We start from the raw sequence: 21,071 nt of genomic DNA, 5'->3' as shown, positions 1-21,071 counted from the left end.
ACGTCTTAACTTTCTGTCTACTTTTTCTGGGTAAGGTCAGTAATTTTCTGATTTACCAATTCTTAGTGGATTACTCCATGGTTTATCAGCTCTTGAATTAACAGGAGTAACTTTGCGTTCTGGAGCAATTGCAACAAGACTTGGAGCTTCTGGTACATTTGGAGCTGCAGCGTTAACTCATTGGACACCTACAATATTTGGCTTTTCTAATGGCGGTTTTCATCCCGGTTTTTCCGTAGAAGCAGGAGCAGAATCTGTCAGTGCCTTAGCAGATAATATGAGAGAGGGTGCTGAATTATGCAACATTATAGCAAGTTATCAAAGACGTGATGAGGATTGGGATTTACAGAAAAAGTTAGCTACCTGTGATGTGAAGCAGATTAATCATACAATAGAGGCTAATCAAATTAACCAAGCTATTGCTGAGCAAGACTTTAAAGTACATAAGGAGTCAATCAAACAAAACCAGGAAAAAAGAGAATTCTTTGAAAGTAAATTTACAAGTAAAGAGCTCTATGACTGGATGAAAGGGCAAATAGCGATAATATATTTCCAAGCTTATAAGATGGCCTTGGAGATGGTAAAACAAGTGGAAAAAACTTATCAGTATGAGCTGAATAACGATAGAGTATTTATTACAGCAAGCTCTTGGAATAGCTTAAAAGAAGGATTACTTGCAGGTCATAGCTTGAAATTTGCTCTTGAGCAGATGGCTAAAGAGTATCTTGATAACAATGAAAGAGCTCTAGAAATTACTAAGACCATACCTTTAAACCCTATTGCAATCAATGACTTAAAAACAAAAGGAAGCTGTAAGTTTGCATTAACAGAAAAGATGTTTGACCTTGATTTTCCAGGTCATTATTGCCGTAAGATCAAGAGTATAAGGATTACTATTAGAGCAGAAGTTGCTCCTTATCAGGATATTCATGCTACTTTGCAGCAAACAGGCAATAGAGTAGTACTTAAACCTGACATTGAGGCAATAAAATCATTACTTGGTGAAAGTGATGAATCAAATAAGTCGATAAGGGTAAATTGGAAAACAGGTCAACAGATAGCAATATCAAAAGGAAACCAAGCAGACAGTGGATTATTTGAATTAAACTTCAATGATGAACGTTATCTACCATTTGAAGGTACAGGGGCGGTATCTGATTGGATATTGAAACTGCGAAATGCTACGAAGGTTTCTGATGTAATTGTTCATCTTGATTATACTGCGTTTGATGGTGGCGAGGAGCTCTGCAATAAAGTAAAAGCTCTGCCAAAACTGAAATGATATGCTGGCAGTGAAGTTAAGCGAGTTTGATCAAGAAGAGTGGCAAAGATTTAAACAATCATCAGAGCTTAAGTTTAAACCTACTTTTCCCGCAGAGATTAAAAACCCAGAAATTGATTTAAGTTATAACGGTATTTACCTCATACCAAAGATCTCAGATGAAAGTCAGGTGGATATAAAACTTGGTAGTAATGTTTGGGATAGAAATACCCATAAAGTAACCGTTAGAAAGTGATTGGGTTATAAAAGCAACTAATGCAGATAAAATAGAGGAGATTATGGTAATAATACCTTATAAGGCAGAGGTTAATTGATGACCTTGAATAACTATTATAATCGCTCTGACAAAGAATACGAAAAAAGCTTGTTCCTTGCAGGAAGAGGTTTGCAGTCAGCAGAATTAAATGAGATTCAAGATTACGCCCTTTTGAGGCTCAAAGGCATAGGAGATGCGATATTCCGTGATGGTGATGTTATAACTGGGGCTAATTGCATCATAGATGGGGAAAAAGTTACACTTGAAGCTGGAAAAATCTATCTTCGTGGAGCAGTTAGAAAAGTCGAAAAAGAGGAGTTTGTTATTCCACTTAATATTACAGTTCGCATAGGTGTTTATTATATAGAATCCACCATTACAGAACTAGAGGATGAAAATCTTCGTGATCCTGCAGTTGGTACGCGTAATTATCAAGAAGTAGGAGCTGCAAGGCTTAAAGTTTCCACCATTTGGGGTTATCAAGCAGAAGGTCTTTCTCCACGTTTTTCTGAAGGAAAGTTTTATCCAATCTATAACATTGAAAATGGAGTATTAATAGAACATTCACCACCTCCACAAGCAAACATAGTAACTACTGCTCTTGCTCGTTATGACAAAGAAGCAAATGGTTCCTACGTCGTAAATGGTCTTGAAGTAATGTTCCTGCAAAAGGAAGAGGGAGAAGGAGGAAAAAAAATATTTGTGATTAATGAGGGCAAAGCTCATGTTGATGGCTATGAGATTGAACTTCCTCACAGTATTCGTGTTTCTTTTGATGAAGATCCGGATATAAAATCAGTTGAATCAGAACCACATACTTTTCAGCCAAATAGCCAAAGAGTAATGGAACTGAAGGTTAATGATTTTCCAATAAGTGAAATTAAAAAAGTAGATATAACTGTTCAGAAAACCATTACTGTTACTCATGGTTCATACTCTGGAGCTATTGATCCGATACCTGACTCTGCAGTACTTGAGATTATTCAAGTTAAACAAGGCAATGTTATTTATGAAAATAGTATAGATTACAAATTAAACGCAGGAAACGTTGATTGGTCATTACCAGGTAAAGAACCAGCTCCTGGAAGTAGTTATCAAATAACTTACCGCTGTCGTACTCATGTAAGCCCTGAAGATATAAGTGAACAGGGATGCAAAGTAAAAGGAGCAGTTGATAACAGCTTGGTTCTGATTGATTACACCTGGAAAATGCCCCGCTATGATTTAATTACTATCGATAGCAAAGGAGTGGTAAGAAGAATAAAAGGAATTTCTCACCCTTGGCGACCATCAATGCCTAGAGCGCCTAGTGGACAACTTTTGCTCTGCTACATTCATCAGACGTGGAAAAAAGGCGAAGGGGTAAAAATAGTGAATAATGCTATTCATGCTGTACCGATGAATGAGCTTGAAGCAATGAAAAAAGGAATAAATGATCTTTATGCACTTGTTGCACAGGAACGTTTACGCAATGATGCAAATTCAAGAGAACCTACCACCAAAAAAGGAGTATTTGTAGATCCGTTCTTCGATGATGATATGCGTGATCAAGGAATTTCGCAGACTGCAGCGATAGTAAATAGAGAGCTAGTTCTGCCAATAGATGTAGAAGTTGCAGATATTGAAAAAGGTGGGGAAAGATATCTTTTGCCATATGAACTTGAACCGGTACTGGAGCAGCTTTTACAGACCAAAGGAGAAAAGATCAATCCATATCAAGCTTTTGATCCAGTCCCGGCAAAAGTTACCATAAATAAAAACATTGATCACTGGACAGAAGTCAGAACAAACTGGAAAAGTCCAGTAACCAGAGAATTTACTACTTCTGAAGTTTCTGAACTTTTATCCAGTAGTACAAAAGAGGAAGAGTTTATGCGAGAGGCAATACAAGATTTTGAAATTGAAGGTTTTGCAACTGGTGAAAAGCTTAAGGAATTAAAGTTTGATGGAATTTTTATTCAACCTAAAGCATAGAAAATATTTGAAAGAAAAACATGATCGCAACATTTATTGCTGATAACAGAGGAAAAATAAAAGGAAGATTTACTGTACCAAGAAACATTCCTGCTGGGACTAAGTTAGTGCAGTTCTTCGGTGATAAAGGCAGTTATGGAGAAGCAACGTATACTGGTAAAAAAACAATTACCATAGAGGAAAGAAGAAGAGTTATCGCAGCAAGAAGAGTTGATCCTTTAGCCCAGACATTTACTCTAAACGAAAGCAGGCACATAGGAGGTGTAGAGCTATGGTTCATAAATAAAGGCAAAAAACGTGTTGTTGTGCAGATTAGAGAAACAGCAGTGGGAATGCCCTCGCAGACTGTCATTGCTGAAAGTTATATTGAGCCAAAAGATATAAAGATAGATGGCACAGCAACACGTATAGAATGGTCACCAATGTTTTGCCATGCAGGAGAGGAGTATGCGATAGTACTACTTACTGATGATGCAGATACTGCAGTAAAAATAGCAGAGCTTGGCAAGTATGATGCAGTAAATAGCCGTTGGGTAACAAGTCAACCATATCAAGTAGGAGTATTACTGTCATCTAGCAATGCAAGCACCTGGACACCACATCAAAACTTAGATTTAATGTTTCGACTACTAGCTGCAAAATTTAGTGAAAATTCTCACGTTATTGATCTGAGAAAAGTTACTGCAAATAATGTGTCAGATTTAATTGTTTTGACGAACGTCGAAAAAGTAGCATTTGACACCAACGTAGAATTTATCTTAACAGATGAGCAGTTGTGTTAAAAGTCAATAGAAAAATTGATGTAGCTGTGAATAAATACTTAAAGTTTATGTAGACGTATTTATTCACAGCTACGCTAGTACTAGATAAAAGCAGAATTAGGGCTATATTCCTTAGTGAACACTCTACCATCTCTTACTAAAGAGTTAGCAAGAATAAGTAATTTTCTCATGGCAGCAGTAGAAGCAACTTTATATGGTTTTTTGTATTGATCATATAGTCTATCAAAGAAGATTTTTATATAAGAATTGTACCTTTGTGCACTAAGGATACACATATACAAAACTGTTCTAATTTGCGATCTACCGCCTTGAATACACCTTTTTCCTTTACTAAAACCGCTGTCTCGATTAAATGGCGCAATTCCAGAAAGGCTAGATATTTCTTTATGTTTAAGAGTTCCTAGTTCTGGCATGTAACAGATCATAGTAATAGCCAAAGTTTTACCGGCACCTGGTATACTAGTTATTGACATGTATTTTTTTTTAAGCTCTTGACTTTGATCAATTAATACCATTATTTCATCTTCCAAGATTTGAATTTGATTTTGTAAAATTACAAGCAATTCTTCTATTTGTTTGATTATGGATACATCGGTTATCTGGTGAGCTTGGGTTTTCTGTATCTTTGCCATTTCCACTAGTTGATTTCTGCGAGATAGTTTTTGCTTCAAACAATCAGTATTATTAACATTTAAAGGAGTAACACGCATGTCTGTATTATTAATATAACGTGAGATGATACTACAGTCTATTTTATCAGTTTTAGTACTAATACCAAGGCTTTTTGCGTAATTTCTAACCCATCTAGGTTGAATGACATATACTTCAAAACCATTGCTTAGTAAAGTGTAAGCGCATAGTTTTTCGTATCCACCAGTAGCTTCTAATCCAACTTTTGTTACATTATGCAAACGTAGAAAGTCAAGCACTTGATCAATAGCTTGTACGTTATTTTCAAACGTTTTATAATAACTAAGTGGATGAATGTGGATGTCTAGTTTAGTTTTGCTAACATCAATGCCAGCAATAGTATTTGGTGAATTCATAATTCCTCCATAAAATAATATTGAATACTGCATTTTCCACCCTTATATACGAGCCTAAAAGCTCAATCAGTTGTTCGGAACTTTCAGTATATAAAACAGAGAAGAGAACCTTGCTCAAAAACGGTTCTTATAACCAAGAAGGGAAACGGTTCCTCTTCTCCATATGTCCTTATATTGCCATTCTATAACATTTATAAAGACTTGTTTTAACATATAAGGAGGGAAGAGAAAACTTTTTGTCTGATAATTTGCCGCTCGCGCTGCGTGAAAGACTATCTGGAGAGTTAACAGTAAAGGCAAATTTAAAAGGGTCAAAAGAAAAAAGTCCAGTGCTATATCCAGGGTTACAGCTAGTTCTAGGTAATCTTTCAGAGTCTGGGGATTATGTTACAAGAAGCATTACAGCAGGAGCTAACACCAAGATCACCATAACATATGATGCGCTAATACCTGGCACTGCAGATGTAAAAGCATATGTGCAAAAAAATGTGGATTGGCAATTAGTAAATTTAACATCAGGAAAACCAATTGGAGAAAATTGGGTAGAGAGAACTCATGTGCTGACAAACTTTAATGGCAATGAGACAAGGATAAAATTAGTTTTAAGTGGAACGGTTGTCTATCGGCCAAAGGTAAAAAACTTGCGGATTGTTATAACGTAAAAAAATGCCAAATAATGAAACGAGGCGCGGATATCCTTTACCACATCCAGAGAATATTGCTGTGCAAGATGTGGTACGTATTCGCAAAGCGGTAGAAAAAATAGATGAAGATATGAGTGAGAGGGAAAGTAAACATAACGATCTTCAAAAAGCATTTGAACGACTGAATTTTGAGAATTTTTTGAATTTTTGGAGTAATAACAGATGACTATCGCCAAAGAAGTAGTTTATGCATTGCATCAGAGACTGAAAGATCTATCTGTAAATGCTACCCCTGATCAACTCGCATATCTCGCAAAATCTCTAGAGTCTATTGCTGGGCAAAGTACAGTACTTGATATTGTACAGATGACTGACATAAAATTAAAAGAACTTCTTGACAGTAGCACAAGTCATTTAAATAAATTAGATAGTAGTAAAAACAATGCATTAGCAGCAATCTCTGAATTAGAAGGAAAGTCATTAAAGAAAATAGATGAAAAAGGAATTACAAATTTATCACTACTTGATAGCAGAAAAGATTCACATGTTGCCACCATCAATAATGCCGGAGATCTAAATAGCATAAGAAACACATTAAATAGCCTTAAAGCCATAAGCGATATACCAACTGGTTCATCAGTTATGAAAGAAATAAAAACTAGAGAAGACCAATTAAAAATCCTTACAACTAAATTTAACTCGATTAATGATGTGCCAAATGGGTCATCAATTATAAAAGAGATAAGAAAGCGCAATATGGTTGAACCTGAATCATTACCTTTTCTGTTTGGCATTCTTAATCGATATAATGACTATGGTTGGTCTGATGATAATGGCTATTTCAAAACAGAATTAGGGCAGTGGTATAAAGATACAGCAAAAACCGACTGACCTTACCCAGAAAAAGTAGACAGAAAGTTAAGACGTTTTTGCTATGAGAATGATGAATCAAAAAGCTCAGGAATGCAATAGTTAATAGTAGAATGTCTACGCTGTTTATTATAAAAAATTTCTATATATTCAAATATTGCGGTTTTAGCTTGTTGTGCAGAGTGTTGTGAAGTATCAATGAGTAACTCTCTCTTAAGTGAACTAAAAAAGCTCTCTGAAACAGCATTATCATAACAACAACCTTTGTGACTCATACTAGAAGTAATATTTTTTGTACTTAGTAAAAATTGATAATTTTTAGAGGTGTATTGCGATCCTTGATCGCTATGAAATAGTAGATTTTTAGCAGATTTGCGCCTACCAATAGCCATGAATAACGCATCTATAACTAATTGCCTATTTACTGCATTACTCATTGACCAGCCAATCACCATGCGTGAATATAAATCTATTATTGCTGCCAAATATAACCATCCTTCATTAGTTTTTATGTACGTAATATCAGTTACCCATATCTTGTTAGGTTGATCAGCGATGAAATTCTGATTTAATATGTTAGGAGTTATAACTCTATTGTCTATTTGTGGTTTTTTACTTTTAAACTTTCGTCTAAGCTTAGCTTGAATGCCATTTTTCTGCATAACATTTTGCACTGTTTTGATGTTATAATTTTTACCTAAAGCCTTTAATTCAGCGTGAATTTTAGGAGCTCCGTATCTGCATTGTGATGCTCGATATACCTTCTGAATATCTTGTATGAGCTCTTCTCTTATTGATTTTTTGTTGTTTTTTTCCTTAGTAATCCATTTATAATAACCACAAGCAGATACGTTCAAAAATCTGCATGATTCCCGTATTTTATAGCATTTTTTATGTTCTTTTATAAAAGAATATTTTACTCTTTTTGGTTTGCAAAATATCCCAGGGCTTTTTTTAAAATGTCTCTTTCCCTCGTTACTCTTGCCAGCTCTTTCTTTAAATCAAACTTTTCTTTGTCACAATGAGCTACTTTCCCTTTTCCTGGAAACGCATCTACTCCAGACATTCTATCATTGTATGTTTTTACCCATCTGCTTAATGAATCACCGCTAATACCCAAATCTCTTGCTATTTTTGCTGATGATTGACCTGTTTCTTTTACTAGTCTTATAGCTTCAATTTTGAATTCTGCTGTATATTCTTTTCTTTTTGTCATACCACACCTCTTTGAAAAAACGTTTTATTTTACTTCAAAAACGTCTTAACTTTCTGTCTACTTTTTCTGGGTAAGGTCAGGGAGATTAACTGCCCCTGCCACCGAAAATCATCGTGAGGCTCACAAAATGTGATGACCTCGTATAGGAGTTTGGAACAACCGGCAATATTCTACTCTGATATATTGAAATATGCAATTGGAGGAAAAAATATGCGTCACATTGGAGTTGATTTACATACCAATAGTTTTACTGTTTGTTCCTTACAGGAAGGGAAACCTGAGCATATTCAAACGTTTCGCTTAAAAGACTTGGATAATTTCACCAAAGATCTTCAAGAAACAGATGAAGTAGCCATAGAAGCAACAGGTAACAGCTGTTTCTTTTATGATGCAGTTTCACCTTACGTTAAACGCATAGTAATAATTGCTCCTGGGCAGTTTGAAGTTGTTCGTCGCTCTGTGAACAAAACAGATAAGCATGATGCACGAGCTATTGCTTTCTTTCTCAGCAAAGATATGTTGCCTGAGGCAAGGTGCAAAAACAAACAATGCCAGCAGTTAGCTTCTCTTCTTCAAATGAGAGATCAGTTAGTAAAGTCACGGGTATCTTTAATCAATAAAGTTCATGGTCTTTTTAATTACCATGGAATAAAAATTAAAAAAGAAGTACTTACAACTAAAGTAGGATTTGAACGTGCTACTCAAAAGCATAATTGGGATCCTTTAGAAAAAGTTGAAATTGAAGTGATTAGCTATCATTTAGAAGCTATCCGAGAAAGCCTTAAAAAGCTTGAAAAGGAAATTATAGCTTTCGCTAAACAACTTCCTGGGTTCAGCAATCTTATCAGCATAAAGGGAATAGGTCCAATTTCTGCAGCTGTTTTTATTGTAACAATTGGAGACATTAATGATTTCCGTAGACCTGAGAAACTTACTGCATATTTTGGAGTTGTGCCAAGAGTTTCTCAATCTAATCAGCAATGTACAATTGGAAGAATTACCAAACGAGGGTCAAAAATAGCGCGTACTTCTTTAGTTCAATGTACTTGGATTGCTGTACGTTACAGTCCTTACTTGAAAAGCTTTTATGAACATATAAAAAAGAAGCGTGGTTCTGCTAAGGCTATAACTGCTACTGCTAGGAAATTTCTTATAACTATTTTCTACACTCTTAAAAATAACTGGGTTTTTAAAGATTTTACAAAATTTGAAATTTTTACTGGACAATAATCATAGGAGAAAAATGTTACCGAAGATTTTAAAGAATTTTAATGTATTCGTAGATGGTCGGGGTTATGCAGGAAAAATAGATGAAATAACCTTGCCAAAACTTACCATAAAAACAGAGGAATACAGAGCTGGTGGTATGGATATTCCAATAAATATTGATATGGGCATGGAGAAGCTTGAAGCAGATTTCACTTTTTCTGAATACGATACAGAGCTCTTTCGGCTATTTGGGTTGATAAATGGAAATTCTGTATCTTTGACGCTCAGAGGTGGAATGCAAGGAAGTGGAAGTAATGATATTGAAGGAGTAATTATCAACCTTAGGGGCATATTCAAAGAATTTGATTTTGGTAACTGGAAACCTGCTGAAAAAGCAACGCTGAAGTGTACTGTAGCTGCCCATTATTATAAACTTACGATAGGTGGTAATGAGCTGATAGAAATCGATGCTGAAAATATGATGAGAAAGATAAATGGTATTGATCAGATGGCTTTGTTACAAGCGGTCTTAGGTATTTAGGTTTAGTTTTAAAAAGATTTTAGAATTTTATTTTTTAGGAGAAAGTATGACAACAGTAAAACTTGATAATCCAATAACAGTTGATGGTATTTCTGTATCAGAGCTTACCATTAGACGTCCAAAAGTTAGAGATTATCTAGCTATTGAGAGAATTAATGGTAGTGATCTGAATAAGGAAGCAACTTTGACTGCCAATCTAACATCAGTTGCAAAAGAAGCAATTGAAGAGTTAGATATTGCTGATTATGTAAAAGTACAAGAGGTATTAAAGGATTTTTTTTCACCAATTACCCAAAAAACTTGAGGTCAGAAGTAATCGAGCTCAGTTCTATTATTGGTAGTGGAATTGAGCCTTTGCTTGATATGGAAATCAGTGAATTTATCTTATGGCATGAAGCAGCGAGGAAGGTACAATGTCAACGTTATCTATAAAAATTGGAGCAGTCCTAGATGGCAGTTTCAGTACTGCAATAAAAGGAAGTAGCAGTCAACTTACTCATCTTGGTGAGAATATAAGAAAGCTTGACTCATCTTTAAAATCAGTATCAAAGTTTAAGCAGTTAGGTCATGATGTTTTGACTAGCAAGAGGTCATGGAAAGGCTTTGAAGATCAAGTAAAATCTTTAGCTAAACAAATGAAGGCAATAGAGAAACCGAGCAAAACCTTAAAAGCAGAATTTGACAAGGCCAAAACCTCTGCAATAAAAGCAAAAGAAGCATATTTGAAAAAGAGAGATGCTTTGCATTCATTTAATGAAGAAGTAAGGAAAAGTGGAAGAAATATTAAGTACTTAGTAAGTGACCAACATAAACTTGGCTCTTCTATTGAAGTATTAAAAGGTAAGTATGGTAAGCTTGGATCTGCAATACGTAGTCACCAAAGTTTTTTAGCAAGCAAAGCACATTTTAAGTCACAAATTATAGAGACTATTGGGCTAGGGCTAACGCTTGCAGCTCCAGTTAAAGTTGCAATTGACTTTGAAAGTGCTATGGCTGATGTTACAAAAGTGGTAGATTTTAAAAAAGGAACGGATGAAGCAACTAAATTTGCAAAGAAGTTAAAAGAGATGTCACGTACTATACCATTATCAGCCGCAGAACTGGCACAAATAGCTGCAAGTGGTGGTCAACTTGGTATCAAGAAAGAAGATCTTTTTATGTTTACAGAAACAGTGGCAAAAATGTCTACAGCATTTGATATGTCTGCAGAGCAAGCAGGTGATTCTATAGCTAAACTCTCTAACGTTTATGGAATTGATGTTAGTAAAATGGAATACGTTGGTAATGTAATCAATCACTTATCAGATAACACTGCTGCCAAAGCAAAAGATATGGTTGAAGCTCTAGCAATAGTTGGTGGTACTGCAAAACAATTTGGTCTTGACATCAAGGAAACAAGTAGTTTAGTAAATGCCTTCGTTAGTTTAGGTAAACAACCAGCAAAAGCTGCAACTGCTATAAATGCTCTACTTAGTAAACTTCAGACTGCTGAAGAACAAGGAGGGGATTTTAAAGCAGCATTAGAGCAAATGGGCATAACTGCAGAAGAAATAGTACAAAGAATAAGCGAAAACGGCGAAGAAGCATTACTCTATTTTTTTCAAACTCTAAAGAAAATGGATAACCAGGAACGTTCTACAATCCTTATGAAACTTTTCGGTCAGGAATATCAAGATGATATTGCATTATTAGCTGGAAGTTTTAACAAATACGAAAATGCTATAAGGTTACTAGCTGACACAGAAGAGTACAAGAGCTCGTTGCAGAAAGAATTTCAAAACCGTGTAGACACCACAGCCAGTAAATTACGACTTCTTCGCAACGCAATAGCTGAAGTTGGTATGAACCTGGGTTCAGTGATGCTGCCTACTTTAAAATCTATAGCTGAATTTTTACAAGAAAAAACTAGAAGCATAGCGTTATTTGCAGAAAAATATCCAACTTTAACCAAAGCAATCATGGGTACTGTAGCAGCCTTGATAAGTTTAAAAGTTGTAGCAGTGGGACTAGGATACTGATTTACATTGCTAGGAAGTACGATTTTTAGTCTGAAAGCAAACCTACTTGGAGTATTTTCATTTTTATCAGCTACAGTTTTTCCTGCAGTAGTAACAGGACTAAGAGCAGTAACACTCGCTATAATGAGTAACCCTATAGGACTTTTAATTACTGGACTTGTCACTGGCGCAGCACTTGTTATAACTAACTGGCAAAAGGTAAAAGACTTTTTCTCTAGCTTTTGGAAATCGATAATAAAACCCATAGAAGAAGCTTTTTCATGGATAGGTGAAAGTATATTTGGAAAAGTATTGGGAAATAGCCCACTGAAAGAGTTTGAAAAAAGAAAAACTGAAGTAAAAGCAGTGCACACTCCCCTAAAAAGTAATATTCTCAACAGTGGAAATCCTGTGCTAGGTAACAGTATAATTAAAGAATTTTCAAAGAGAAATAAAAATAGCTTCAGAGTCAAAAGCCTTATTGAGGAGACAGAGAGCGATAAGATATTTGCAAGGAGTAAGTTTGAAAATAAAGAACAAAATAAAACTCAGAACATCACTAATAATTACACTATCAGCATTAAAGCAGAACCTAACCAAGATGTTCGTAGTCTTGCAGATGAAGTAATAAAAAGGATAAGAGAAAAGTCACGTGATGTTTTATTTGATACGGTAGAGACATTTTATTGATGCTATCTCTTGGTCCGTATAAGTTTGCTTCCACAAGTTTAAAGTATAGCAGAGAAAATCGTTGGAGCACGATTGAGTGTATTGAAAATATGCCACTATTACAAAATATCGGTCAAGGTGTAGAAAATATAGATTTAGAAGGAATGATTTATCTGCATAATCTCAACGTGCTAAATCAATTAAAGAGTGTGAAAGAAACTGAAAAACCACATATTTTAGTAGATAGTTTAGGTAATATTTTAGGACAATTCGTAATTACTAGGTTAGAAGAAAAGCAGATGTATTTTTTACCTAATGGACTACCGAGAAAAATTGAATTTAGTTTGAGTTTAAAAAGCTATAGATGACTATATACTATGTGAGTAAAGAAAATGAGATGTTAGATCTGATTTGCTGGAAACATTACGGATTTACTGATGGAGTAGTGGAATTAGTACTAGCAGAGAACTTGGGTTTGGCAGAATATGGAAGCTTTTTGCCCGCAGGATTAAAGATAAAGCTTCCTACTATTAAGAAAATAGTACAAAAGTCAAAATTAAAGGTCTGGGAATAAATGCAGCCAGATTTTATAATAGATAAATGTGAATCAATTAAAGATAGAGTTATATCATTGCACCTTACAGATGAATCAGGAATAATAGATGATGTAGTTGAAGTGTGTGTTGATTACAGGGATGAAGGCATAGATATTCCGAATGAATTGAACATAGCACTAGGTTATAAGGAAATTGGAATCTTTCCAATGGGTATATATACAGTCAACGAAGTGACTATACAGGGTCCACCTAAGACTCTACTAATCAAAGCTCATGCAACAAATTTAAGAATATCTTTGAAGGCAAAAGTATCAAAAGAATGGCGCAAAATTACCATAGAAAACTTAGTAAAAGAAATAGCCCAAAAACATGGATATGGATACAAAGTCGCTGAGGAATTTAAGAATGTATTGATACCCCATATTAATCAGGCAGATGAAAGTGATATAAGTCTGTTAACAAAGATCGCAACAGAGCGTGAAGCAATGGCAAAATTAGCTGGTGGGTATATATTGTTTATTTCAAAGAATATGGCAAAATCAGCCACAGGAAAAGCTTTAGGAACAACGACTATTAGACCTCAAGATACAATTAACTGGAAAGTGCATTTTACCGTACGTGATAAGTATAATTCAGTAGTGGCAAAATGGCATAGCTATGAAAAGGGTGAAACTATTAAAGAAACAGTTGGTAGCGGCGAGCCAAGTTATATTATGTTAGAAATGTACTCAAATGCAGAATCAGCACTAAGTGCAGCAAATGCTAAGTTAAAACAACTAAAGCGAAATAATGCAGTATTGGATATCACTATACCTGGTAATCCAGAGTTATTTGCAGAAGCTAAACTTAATCTTATAGACTTTAACCAAGCGGTAGATGGTGAATGGATAGTTAATAGAGCGGAGCATACTTTAAATAGCTCAGGTTACCTTACTATGTTGTCAGCATCTTTGAGTAAGTAATGTTAATAAAAAATGAGTAAATGATCTATTTAATATTAAAAAGATGTTGAATATGGATAAATTGGGTCAAGATACAAAAAACAAGCTGCATTTTTGGTGGCTTATAACAGTAATAGTATGTATTATTGCTACCTATTCCTACATGAAGGCAAAGGCTGCAGATAATTATAAAACGATATTACGCATTGCTTCTCAAAATTGTAACTTAGAGACTGTAAAATTCTTAGTAGAAAATCTATTAGATATTAATGTGCAGATCCCTAAATTAACAGCACTACATTATGCTGCAGAAGAGGGATGTGCAGAGGTTGTAAAATTCCTAGTAGAAAAAGGAGTTGATATAAATGCTACGAAATATGAAAGATGGACACCTTTACATGCAGCTACATATGAAGGCAAATTGGAGATAATTAGATTTTTATTAGACAAAGGTTCAGACCCTACCATTAGAGACACAGATGGAAAAAATCCAAGAGATGTAGCTGTATTAAGGTCAAGGCACAATAAAGATAAACCTTACAAGGAAATCATAAAGCTACTTGCTAAAGCAGAAGATCAATACGAATCAACAAAAAGTAATCACTAAAGCTGTAAGTTTTCTATAATCTGCATATAAATTTCCAAAACTATCCATAACAAGTTAATATTTTCACATGAAAAAGCAAAAAATCCCAATAGCGGTAATAATAACAATAGTTGTACAGACTGTAGGGTTAATCTGGTGGTTGGCAAAACTCGACCTACGTGTACATATCCATGATAAATTTGTAGAAAAAAACCAAGAACTAATCGAAATAGTCTATCGACTTGAAGAGAGAGTGAAAAATCTCACTGAAGAAGTCAACGAACTTGAAGCTATTCACAAACACAAATAAATTTTACAGTGACAAAGTACATTTTATCTGTAGATGGAGGTGGCATTAGAGGGATAATACCTGCCATTATTCTAGCAGAAATTGAATCTAGGACAAAAAAGCCAATTTCCCAGATTTTTGATTTAATGGCAGGAACCTCAACCGGTGGGATTATTGTTGCTGGACTTTGTAAAAGCAATAAACTTCAATACTCTGCCAATGATTTGGTTGAACTTTACCAAGAGTATGGAGCATATATCTTTCAATCATCATTTTGGAGAAAATCAATTGCTTCTTGGCTGAGTGGTTCTCAGTACTCATATAGAAATATGGAATTTATTCTCAACAAATACTTTGGTGAAAGTACTATGGCCGATGTTGCGAGTAATCTACTACTCACCAGTTATGACATTCACAATAGTTGTGAATTTTTCTTCAAAAGTTGGAAAGAAAAAAACATTAAGTTGAAAGATGCACTCAGAGCTACAACAGCTGCTCCAACGTACTTCACACCAAAACGTCTGAAAATTAGCCAAACAGAGAGAGTATTGATAGATGGTGGAGTGTTTGCAAATAATCCAGCGGCTTGTGCATATGCAAGTGGTAAGAGGTTATTTCCAAATGATGAGATTATACTGCTATCAATAGGCACTGGTGGAACAGATAGAAGTATAAAGTATGCTAACTCAAGGAAATTTGGCAAAATAGGGTGGATCAAGCCACTACTGAATGTGATGTTTGCCTCTGGATTGGATTGCGTTGATTATCAACTAGAACAAGTAATAGACGATAAATATATAAGAATACAATCGCAATTGAAAGTAGCATCGACTGAGATGGACAATATTACACTCAAAAATATCAAATCTCTTCAGCAAGAGGCAAATGCAATGATAGAGGACAACCAGAAATTAATAGATAAACTTTGCGATTTCATATCTTAATTTATACCAAGCAAAATTCAACTGAGCCAAAAAAGTTGGTTAGCAAATTCTGCTGGTTAAATCATTAACTAACTTTACTTATATCTTAAACACATTCAATTTTCACACTCATCAGCAGTTAGGCCACTTGCTCGCACAATAATATCAATAGCAATACCTTCCTTAACTAGATCTTTTGCAATCTTGATTTTCTCTGCTTTTTTAACCTTTTCTTTACCAGTTTGCATTCCTTCAGATAAAGATCTAGCTACCGTATCCAGTAATTCTTGATCCTCAATTTTTTCGCATTTACCTACAAACCTCAAAACTGGCTCATTTTCATATTCTGTTAGTCCAAGAGCTTTAATGTTAACTGATAATGTCTTTGCTATCTTATATAATATTTCAATTGGAATGTCTGTATATCCTCGTTCATAGTCGTGTATTTCTTTAGGTGTTGAACCGATTTTATTTGCCAAGTCCTCCTGAGTGTATTCCCGTATTAATCTCTGCTCTTTTATCCTTTTCCCCACTTTGTAGAGTATAGAATCAGTACAAATTTCTTTCTCTATATCATCATATTCATAAGTAGATAAGCGAGTCACTTGGAAAATAATATCAACTGAAACTCCTTCTTTCACTAGATTCTTTGCTACTTCTATTTTCGCTTCTTCTTGGCTAATTTTCTCGCTAATATATACAAACCTTACTAATGGATACAGCTTCTTGCGTAATTCCTGATCCTTAATTTCTCTATGTATTTTTGTTAGATAGACTATTTCTTTATCCTCATCTTCATACCAACTGTTTTCTCTTAGTACTGTTGGTCCTGGAAGTAGATCTATAACATTGACTGACAATGCTCCTGCTATTATATACGATTCTTTGATTGTAATAGCCTTGCACCCTAGTTCAAAGTTATGTATTTCCTTATGTGTTAAACCAATTTTTCTTGCTAATTTTGCCTGAGTATACCCTTGTACTATCCTACAACCTTCTATTTTTTTCCCTAGCTCGTAGCTTACTGAGCCAATATGCTCTGAATTATCATAGATAAATCCTCTAAAAGCTGTTTTTCCTACAGAAGCAAACATATATTCTATCACAAAAAAATCCACTATTGGCTAAGTTTTTATGAAATCACAAAAATTTCTCAATCATATAATTTGATAAGCCTGTCGTTTGCAAGATAATATCAACAGAAATTCCTTCTTTCACTAAATTCCTTGCAACTTCAATCTTCTTTTCCTCTCTGACCTTTTCTCTATAAACATGTATACCTTCAAATAAAGACTTGATTAGCATATCGCGTAATTCCCGACTCTCAATCTTTTTGTATTCTTCTATCAACTTTGATAGCTTTTCTTCCGCTTCACTATCCTCATCTGATTCGGGAAGTAGATCTATGATACTGATTGATAATACCTTTGCTATTTCATCTAACATTTCAAGTGAGACAGCAGCTCTCCCTTGTTCATATTCGTATATTCCTTGATTTGTTATGCCAACTTTATTCGCTAAATCTTTTTGTGTATATCCTCGTATCAATCTCCACTCTTTTATCCTTTGCCCTACTTTGTATGGAACCGGAATTTTGTTCTCCTCATACTCACCAATAGATAAGTTAGTTGTTCGAGAGATAACATGAGCAGAAACTCCTACTTTCATCAAACCCCTTGCTACTTCTATTTTTACCGCTTTTCTGCTTCTTTCCTCACTCAAACGAATAAATTTGGTTAATAAATAAAATACCTCGCTTAATTCTTTATCTTTATAACCCTTTACTAAATTTAATATTTCTTCATCTTCAAAATATCTTTTTTCATTTGGTAGCGTCTCTCCACAAACTAGACCTTTAACATTTACTGATAATGCTTCTGCTATAGCATATAATTTCTTAATTGGAATTTTACGACTCCCTTTTTCATATTGCAGTATTGCCCAGTACTTTACACCAACCTTCTCCGCTAAATCCTTCTGAGTATACCCTCTCTCTAACCTCCAATTTTTTACTTTTTGCCCTACCTCACAGTCTAGACTTTTTTCCATACAAAGAACCATACATATAATATTTTCTACTATAGCTCAAAGGCTCCAGATATAATGGTAGACTCTGGAACCTTAAAATAAATGAATTAAAGCCCCCTAAAAGTTTCTTTACTATTTTCACGTACTTTATCTACCCATGAAGACAATTTTTCACTTGGGCTATCAACCTCCTTCATAAGCTGCTTGCTATTCCATATGCCACATCTCATAAAACTTCCCTTTTCTACTGCTTCTTTAAGTTTTACTCCAGCAAAAAGACAATTTTTTCCTATTTCTTCGCCTCTTTCTTGTAATTTAGACCACATTTCCTTATTTTCTACTCTGACTTGTACTTGATCATATTTTTTTACATCGTGGTACAATATAATATTTAGCTTACCAATGCTTGTAGGAAATTCTAATATAATAGAGCTTTCATCTGACATATCGATATAGTTTCTTATACCTCCCTTCTCACTTTTAACCTCAACTGCATCATTGCCAATTTTTAAAATATTACTTCCTAGCTCTCTCAGTATTTTGGCTACCTCTACCTTGCTATCCCCAGAAAATTCTATATACGATGTTGTATTATCTATTTCAACATCTATTAATCCTCCTTCTTGCACAGCACTTTCGCCAGCTTTCTCTAGTTCTTCTAGTCTCTCATTGTGGCTGAACTTCTGGTTGTAGCTCATTATAGATTTCACCTATCAATTTATTCTCCAATAAAGTATCATGAAACTCTGCACCGTTTAGCATTAATTTACGTATTAGCTTTTTACGATCAGCCTTATCAAATTTATGAAAATGTGTGCCCAGTATCACATATTCCGCGAGGCTCCACTCTCCATCATTACATGCATTTAGCCTTGCTCCAGCAGCTAGTGCTTCGTCTACAACCTTGTGCAGTTCATTTGGACTTTTTGCTCTTACCACAGCACTCTTAAACCAGCTCAACTTTTCTGCACTTGGCTTTATTTTTTTCAAAGCTGAAGCAAATGGATTTTTATCTTCTTGATCACTTACAGGTTTTGTGCCATAAACATAGTCAAATCCTTTCCCATAGTTGATTTTGTTTTCGCGAACTTCTCTACCAGGGAAAGGTGCTATTTCTTCAGGCTTTTTAGCCTTATTAATTTTGCTTACAAAGGTGGATTGCTCCTTAGTACCACCTATTCCTACAATAGCATTTAACACCTCACCTTTTGATAATCTATCAAGATCAATGTTTAACTCGTAAGTACCTCCTTCTTGATCATCAAAAGGTACAATTATTTTATTACTCATATTAGCCTCCGCTATTAAATATACTTTACTAAGTCTACAACCGACTTTATTATTAATTCAATATATACTTTCTCATTAATTAGAAGCAATGGTTAATGTACTTGCAAATACTTTCTTCATTCAAGTAGTTAAACAACTCATGAAAATCTTCAAATATCTGCTTTATAACAGTCCTTGCTCTTTAAAACTAAAATATCCAACACTTGTAATGATAATGTGATCCAGTAACCTAATCCCTATAGTCTGACAAGCTTCAGCCAAGTCTTTAGTTACAGCTTGATCCTCATCAGATGGCTTTAACCTTCCTTCTGGGTGATTATGCGATATTATTATTGACGTCGCTTTTCTTATTAATGCCTTTCTTGTTACTTCTCTTATGTAAAAAGGTACCTTATCCACTGTACCAGTAAACACTTCTTCCCCCTTTAAACGGCACTTTTGATCAAAATATATTATTTTCATCTTTTCCTCCTCTGAATAACCAATACTCACCCTTAAATATTTTACGATGGTTTCCAAGTTATCCATTATAGGTCCTTTCTTTAACTCTTCTCTTGGTACCCTCTTTGAAGCTTCCTTTAGGCATAAAATTACTGCTACTGTAGAGTCAGTTATCCCTTCTATAGTTTTCAAGTCATCTATTTCCTGGCCTAAAATTCCTCCTATTCCAAAACTATCTATTAGCTTTCTAGCAATAATTCGAGCTTCTTCCCTGTCATGCACTGCACTTAGAAACGTTTCTATTACTTCACGATCAAGTAGTGCTTTACCGTTGCTTTCTAATGCTCTGAATTCTATTTCTTCTCTACGATCTTTCTTATTATTCATAAAAATTACCCTTCACTAATAACAAAATGTTTTTATATATTTACTGCTGTTTTTTTGTCAGCATTGGCATAAGGCCATAGCTTTTGAGTGAAGTCAAATCAATTTTTCAATCTTTTTTACTTATTTTTTCATCAAAAAGTAAAGATGTTAATAGATAATGATTTTTTATTTTAAATTTGTTGAATTTCGTCCAAAGAGATGTCTACTGTTTTTAAAATAATATTGATAGAAATTCCTTCCTTAACTAAATTCTTTGTAATTTTCATCTTTTCTACTCTCTTCACTTTCTCTTTGCAAACTTGTATGCTTTCAAACAGAGATTTTATTAGTACATTACGTAGTTCTTGGCTTTTAATCTTTTTGTATTCTTCTATTAACCTTGATAGTTCCACTTCACTATTCTCATTTTCTGTTGTTTCTGGAAGTAGGTCTGTAATACTAATTAATAGTACCTTTGCTATTTCATCTAACATTTCAAGTGAAACACCAGCTCGTCCTTGTTCATATTCATATATTCTTTGATTTATTATACCCACTTTACTTGCTAAATCTTCTTGAGTGTATCCTCTTCTCAACCTCCATTCTTTTATTCTTTGACCTACTTTATACGGAATGGAAATTTTTTTCTCATCATTATCATATTCATCAATAGATAAACTGGTCGTTTGAGAAATAACATGAGCAGAAACTCCTTCCTTAACCAAACCCTTTGCTACTTCTATTTTTACCGCCTTTCCACTTTCTTCCTCACTAATACGGATGAATTTAGTTAATAAATAAAACGTTTCACGTAATTCTTGATCCTTAATCTCTCTATGTCTTCTTACTAGATTTAATACCTCTTCTCCCTCATACCTTCCCTCATTTGATACTTCTTGTACGCAAGCTAGATCTCTAGCAGTTGTTGATAATGCTTCTGCTAATTCATATAACTTCTTAATTGAAATTCTGCGTGTTCCTTTTTCATATTGCAGTATTACCTGATATGTTGTATCGATTTTTTTTGCTAAATCTTTTTGAGTATATCCCTTTGCTAACCTACGATTTCTTACTTCCTGTCCTATTACTTTGTAATCTAAAAAATTAGAGCATTTATTCTCTTTTTTCACATTTTATACTCATAATCAGAAGAGCCGTTACGTA

General features: G+C 34.5%; 21 protein-coding genes and 4 pseudogenes. 17 read left to right on the top strand and 8 right to left on the bottom strand.

The genetic code is table 11. The features are described 5' to 3' along the window. Window positions 1-112: 112 nt before the first annotated feature. The 4 genes and pseudogenes from ABWU52_RS02835 to ABWU52_RS02820 all read left to right on the top strand — a co-directional run. On the top strand, window positions 113-1,282 hold the full coding sequence (locus tag ABWU52_RS02835; protein WP_353277478.1) for a hypothetical protein: 1,170 nt from the start codon (window positions 113-115) through the stop codon (window positions 1,280-1,282). A gap of 1 nt (window position 1,283) precedes the next feature. Beyond that, window positions 1,284-1,517, top strand: coding sequence for a hypothetical protein (locus tag ABWU52_RS02830; protein ID WP_353277476.1), 234 nt, complete (start codon window positions 1,284-1,286; stop codon window positions 1,515-1,517). A 78-nt stretch (window positions 1,518-1,595) separates the two neighbouring features. Continuing rightward, the gene (locus tag ABWU52_RS02825; RefSeq protein WP_353277696.1) at window positions 1,596-3,512 is read left to right on the top strand and encodes a DUF4815 domain-containing protein; all 1,917 of its coding nucleotides are present in this window, start codon (window positions 1,596-1,598) and stop codon (window positions 3,510-3,512) included. A 20-nt stretch (window positions 3,513-3,532) separates the two neighbouring features. After that, window positions 3,533-4,285: pseudogene (locus ABWU52_RS02820) on the top strand (hypothetical protein); the annotation flags it as partial. Between the two features lie 89 nt (window positions 4,286-4,374). Here ABWU52_RS02820 and ABWU52_RS02815 read toward each other — a convergent pair. After that, complete coding sequence (locus ABWU52_RS02815; RefSeq protein WP_353276609.1) at window positions 4,375-5,340, bottom strand: IS110 family transposase; 966 nt, start codon at window positions 5,338-5,340, stop codon at window positions 4,375-4,377. Window positions 5,341-5,543: 203 nt separating this feature from the next. On the opposite strand from ABWU52_RS02815, the pseudogene ABWU52_RS02810 reads away from it, so the two are divergent. From ABWU52_RS02810 to ABWU52_RS02800, 3 genes and pseudogenes are all read left to right on the top strand, one after another. Next, a pseudogene (locus ABWU52_RS02810) lies at window positions 5,544-6,002 on the top strand (hypothetical protein); the annotation flags it as partial. Window positions 6,003-6,006: 4 nt separating this feature from the next. Continuing rightward, window positions 6,007-6,210 carry a hypothetical protein gene (locus tag ABWU52_RS02805; protein ID WP_108784583.1) on the top strand — a complete coding sequence of 68 codons (204 nt, stop codon included), beginning with the start codon at window positions 6,007-6,009 and terminating at the stop codon, window positions 6,208-6,210. Further along, window positions 6,207-6,875, top strand: a complete 669-nt coding sequence (locus ABWU52_RS02800; protein ID WP_353277475.1) for a hypothetical protein — start codon at window positions 6,207-6,209, stop codon at window positions 6,873-6,875. The genes ABWU52_RS02805 and ABWU52_RS02800 overlap by 4 nt, the downstream gene beginning before the upstream one ends. A gap of 41 nt (window positions 6,876-6,916) precedes the next feature. On the opposite strand, the gene ABWU52_RS02795 is transcribed toward ABWU52_RS02800, so the two are convergent. Both ABWU52_RS02795 and ABWU52_RS02790 read right to left on the bottom strand, forming a co-directional pair. Then, the gene (locus tag ABWU52_RS02795) at window positions 6,917-7,795 is read right to left on the bottom strand and encodes an IS3 family transposase (RefSeq protein ID WP_353277659.1); all 879 of its coding nucleotides are present in this window, start codon (window positions 7,793-7,795) and stop codon (window positions 6,917-6,919) included. Continuing rightward, window positions 7,771-8,070: a transposase gene (locus ABWU52_RS02790; RefSeq protein WP_064085359.1), complete on the bottom strand. Its 300-nt coding sequence runs from the start codon at window positions 8,068-8,070 to the stop codon at window positions 7,771-7,773. The genes ABWU52_RS02795 and ABWU52_RS02790 overlap by 25 nt, the downstream gene beginning before the upstream one ends. 210 nt (window positions 8,071-8,280) lie before the next feature. Between ABWU52_RS02790 and ABWU52_RS02785 the strand changes: the two genes are divergently transcribed. From ABWU52_RS02785 to ABWU52_RS02740, 10 genes and pseudogenes are all read left to right on the top strand, one after another. Further along, complete coding sequence (locus tag ABWU52_RS02785; RefSeq protein WP_353277694.1) at window positions 8,281-9,300, top strand: IS110 family transposase; 1,020 nt, start codon at window positions 8,281-8,283, stop codon at window positions 9,298-9,300. Between the two features lie 13 nt (window positions 9,301-9,313). Beyond that, a complete protein-coding gene (locus ABWU52_RS02780; protein ID WP_353277473.1) occupies window positions 9,314-9,820 on the top strand; it encodes a phage major tail tube protein in 507 nt (168 codons plus the stop codon). 46 nt (window positions 9,821-9,866) lie between these two features. Further along, complete coding sequence (locus ABWU52_RS02775) at window positions 9,867-10,124, top strand: phage tail assembly protein (protein ID WP_353277471.1); 258 nt, start codon at window positions 9,867-9,869, stop codon at window positions 10,122-10,124. A 109-nt stretch (window positions 10,125-10,233) separates the two neighbouring features. Further along, a pseudogene (locus tag ABWU52_RS02770) lies at window positions 10,234-12,507 on the top strand (phage tail tape measure protein). Continuing rightward, window positions 12,507-12,854 (top strand): phage tail protein, encoded by a 348-nt coding sequence (locus tag ABWU52_RS02765; protein WP_275021086.1) that lies wholly within the window; start codon window positions 12,507-12,509, stop codon window positions 12,852-12,854. The pseudogene ABWU52_RS02770 and the gene ABWU52_RS02765 overlap by 1 nt, the downstream one beginning before the upstream one ends. Then, window positions 12,851-13,060, top strand: coding sequence for a tail protein X (locus tag ABWU52_RS02760; RefSeq protein WP_010081876.1), 210 nt, complete (start codon window positions 12,851-12,853; stop codon window positions 13,058-13,060). The genes ABWU52_RS02765 and ABWU52_RS02760 overlap by 4 nt, the downstream gene beginning before the upstream one ends. Further along, window positions 13,061-14,005 carry a phage tail protein gene (locus ABWU52_RS02755; RefSeq protein WP_353277388.1) on the top strand — a complete coding sequence of 315 codons (945 nt, stop codon included), beginning with the start codon at window positions 13,061-13,063 and terminating at the stop codon, window positions 14,003-14,005. It abuts the gene before it with no gap. 52 nt (window positions 14,006-14,057) lie between these two features. After that, window positions 14,058-14,591, top strand: a complete 534-nt coding sequence (locus ABWU52_RS02750; RefSeq protein WP_353277386.1) for an ankyrin repeat domain-containing protein — start codon at window positions 14,058-14,060, stop codon at window positions 14,589-14,591. A gap of 67 nt (window positions 14,592-14,658) precedes the next feature. Continuing rightward, window positions 14,659-14,880 (top strand): hypothetical protein, encoded by a 222-nt coding sequence (locus tag ABWU52_RS02745; RefSeq protein ID WP_108783956.1) that lies wholly within the window; start codon window positions 14,659-14,661, stop codon window positions 14,878-14,880. A gap of 8 nt (window positions 14,881-14,888) precedes the next feature. Beyond that, entirely contained in the window at window positions 14,889-15,803 is a 915-nt protein-coding gene (locus ABWU52_RS02740) for a patatin-like phospholipase family protein (RefSeq protein WP_019236454.1), read from the top strand. Window positions 15,804-15,898: 95 nt separating this feature from the next. Here ABWU52_RS02740 and ABWU52_RS02735 read toward each other — a convergent pair whose 3' ends face one another. The 5 genes and pseudogenes from ABWU52_RS02735 to ABWU52_RS02715 all read right to left on the bottom strand — a co-directional run bounded on the left by ABWU52_RS02735 (window position 15,899) and on the right by ABWU52_RS02715 (window position 21,037). Further along, window positions 15,899-16,876, bottom strand: a complete 978-nt coding sequence (locus tag ABWU52_RS02735; protein ID WP_353277686.1) for a helix-turn-helix domain-containing protein — start codon at window positions 16,874-16,876, stop codon at window positions 15,899-15,901. Window positions 16,877-16,922: 46 nt separating this feature from the next. Beyond that, complete coding sequence (locus tag ABWU52_RS02730; protein ID WP_006013992.1) at window positions 16,923-17,831, bottom strand: helix-turn-helix domain-containing protein; 909 nt, start codon at window positions 17,829-17,831, stop codon at window positions 16,923-16,925. An 86-nt stretch (window positions 17,832-17,917) separates the two neighbouring features. Continuing rightward, a pseudogene (locus ABWU52_RS02725) lies at window positions 17,918-19,100 on the bottom strand (hypothetical protein). A gap of 162 nt (window positions 19,101-19,262) precedes the next feature. After that, window positions 19,263-19,928, bottom strand: a complete 666-nt coding sequence (locus tag ABWU52_RS02720; RefSeq protein ID WP_265017289.1) for a RadC family protein — start codon at window positions 19,926-19,928, stop codon at window positions 19,263-19,265. 170 nt (window positions 19,929-20,098) lie between these two features. Beyond that, complete coding sequence (locus ABWU52_RS02715; protein ID WP_213863494.1) at window positions 20,099-21,037, bottom strand: helix-turn-helix domain-containing protein; 939 nt, start codon at window positions 21,035-21,037, stop codon at window positions 20,099-20,101. Window positions 21,038-21,071 lie beyond the last annotated feature (34 nt).

The sequence above is a fragment of the Wolbachia endosymbiont (group B) of Villa cingulata genome, assembly GCF_964028285.1.
GTDB lineage: Bacteria > Pseudomonadota > Alphaproteobacteria > Rickettsiales > Anaplasmataceae > Wolbachia.
The sequence above is the reverse complement of the archived record's forward strand: the minus strand, read 5'-3'. Positions and strand labels throughout refer to the sequence as shown.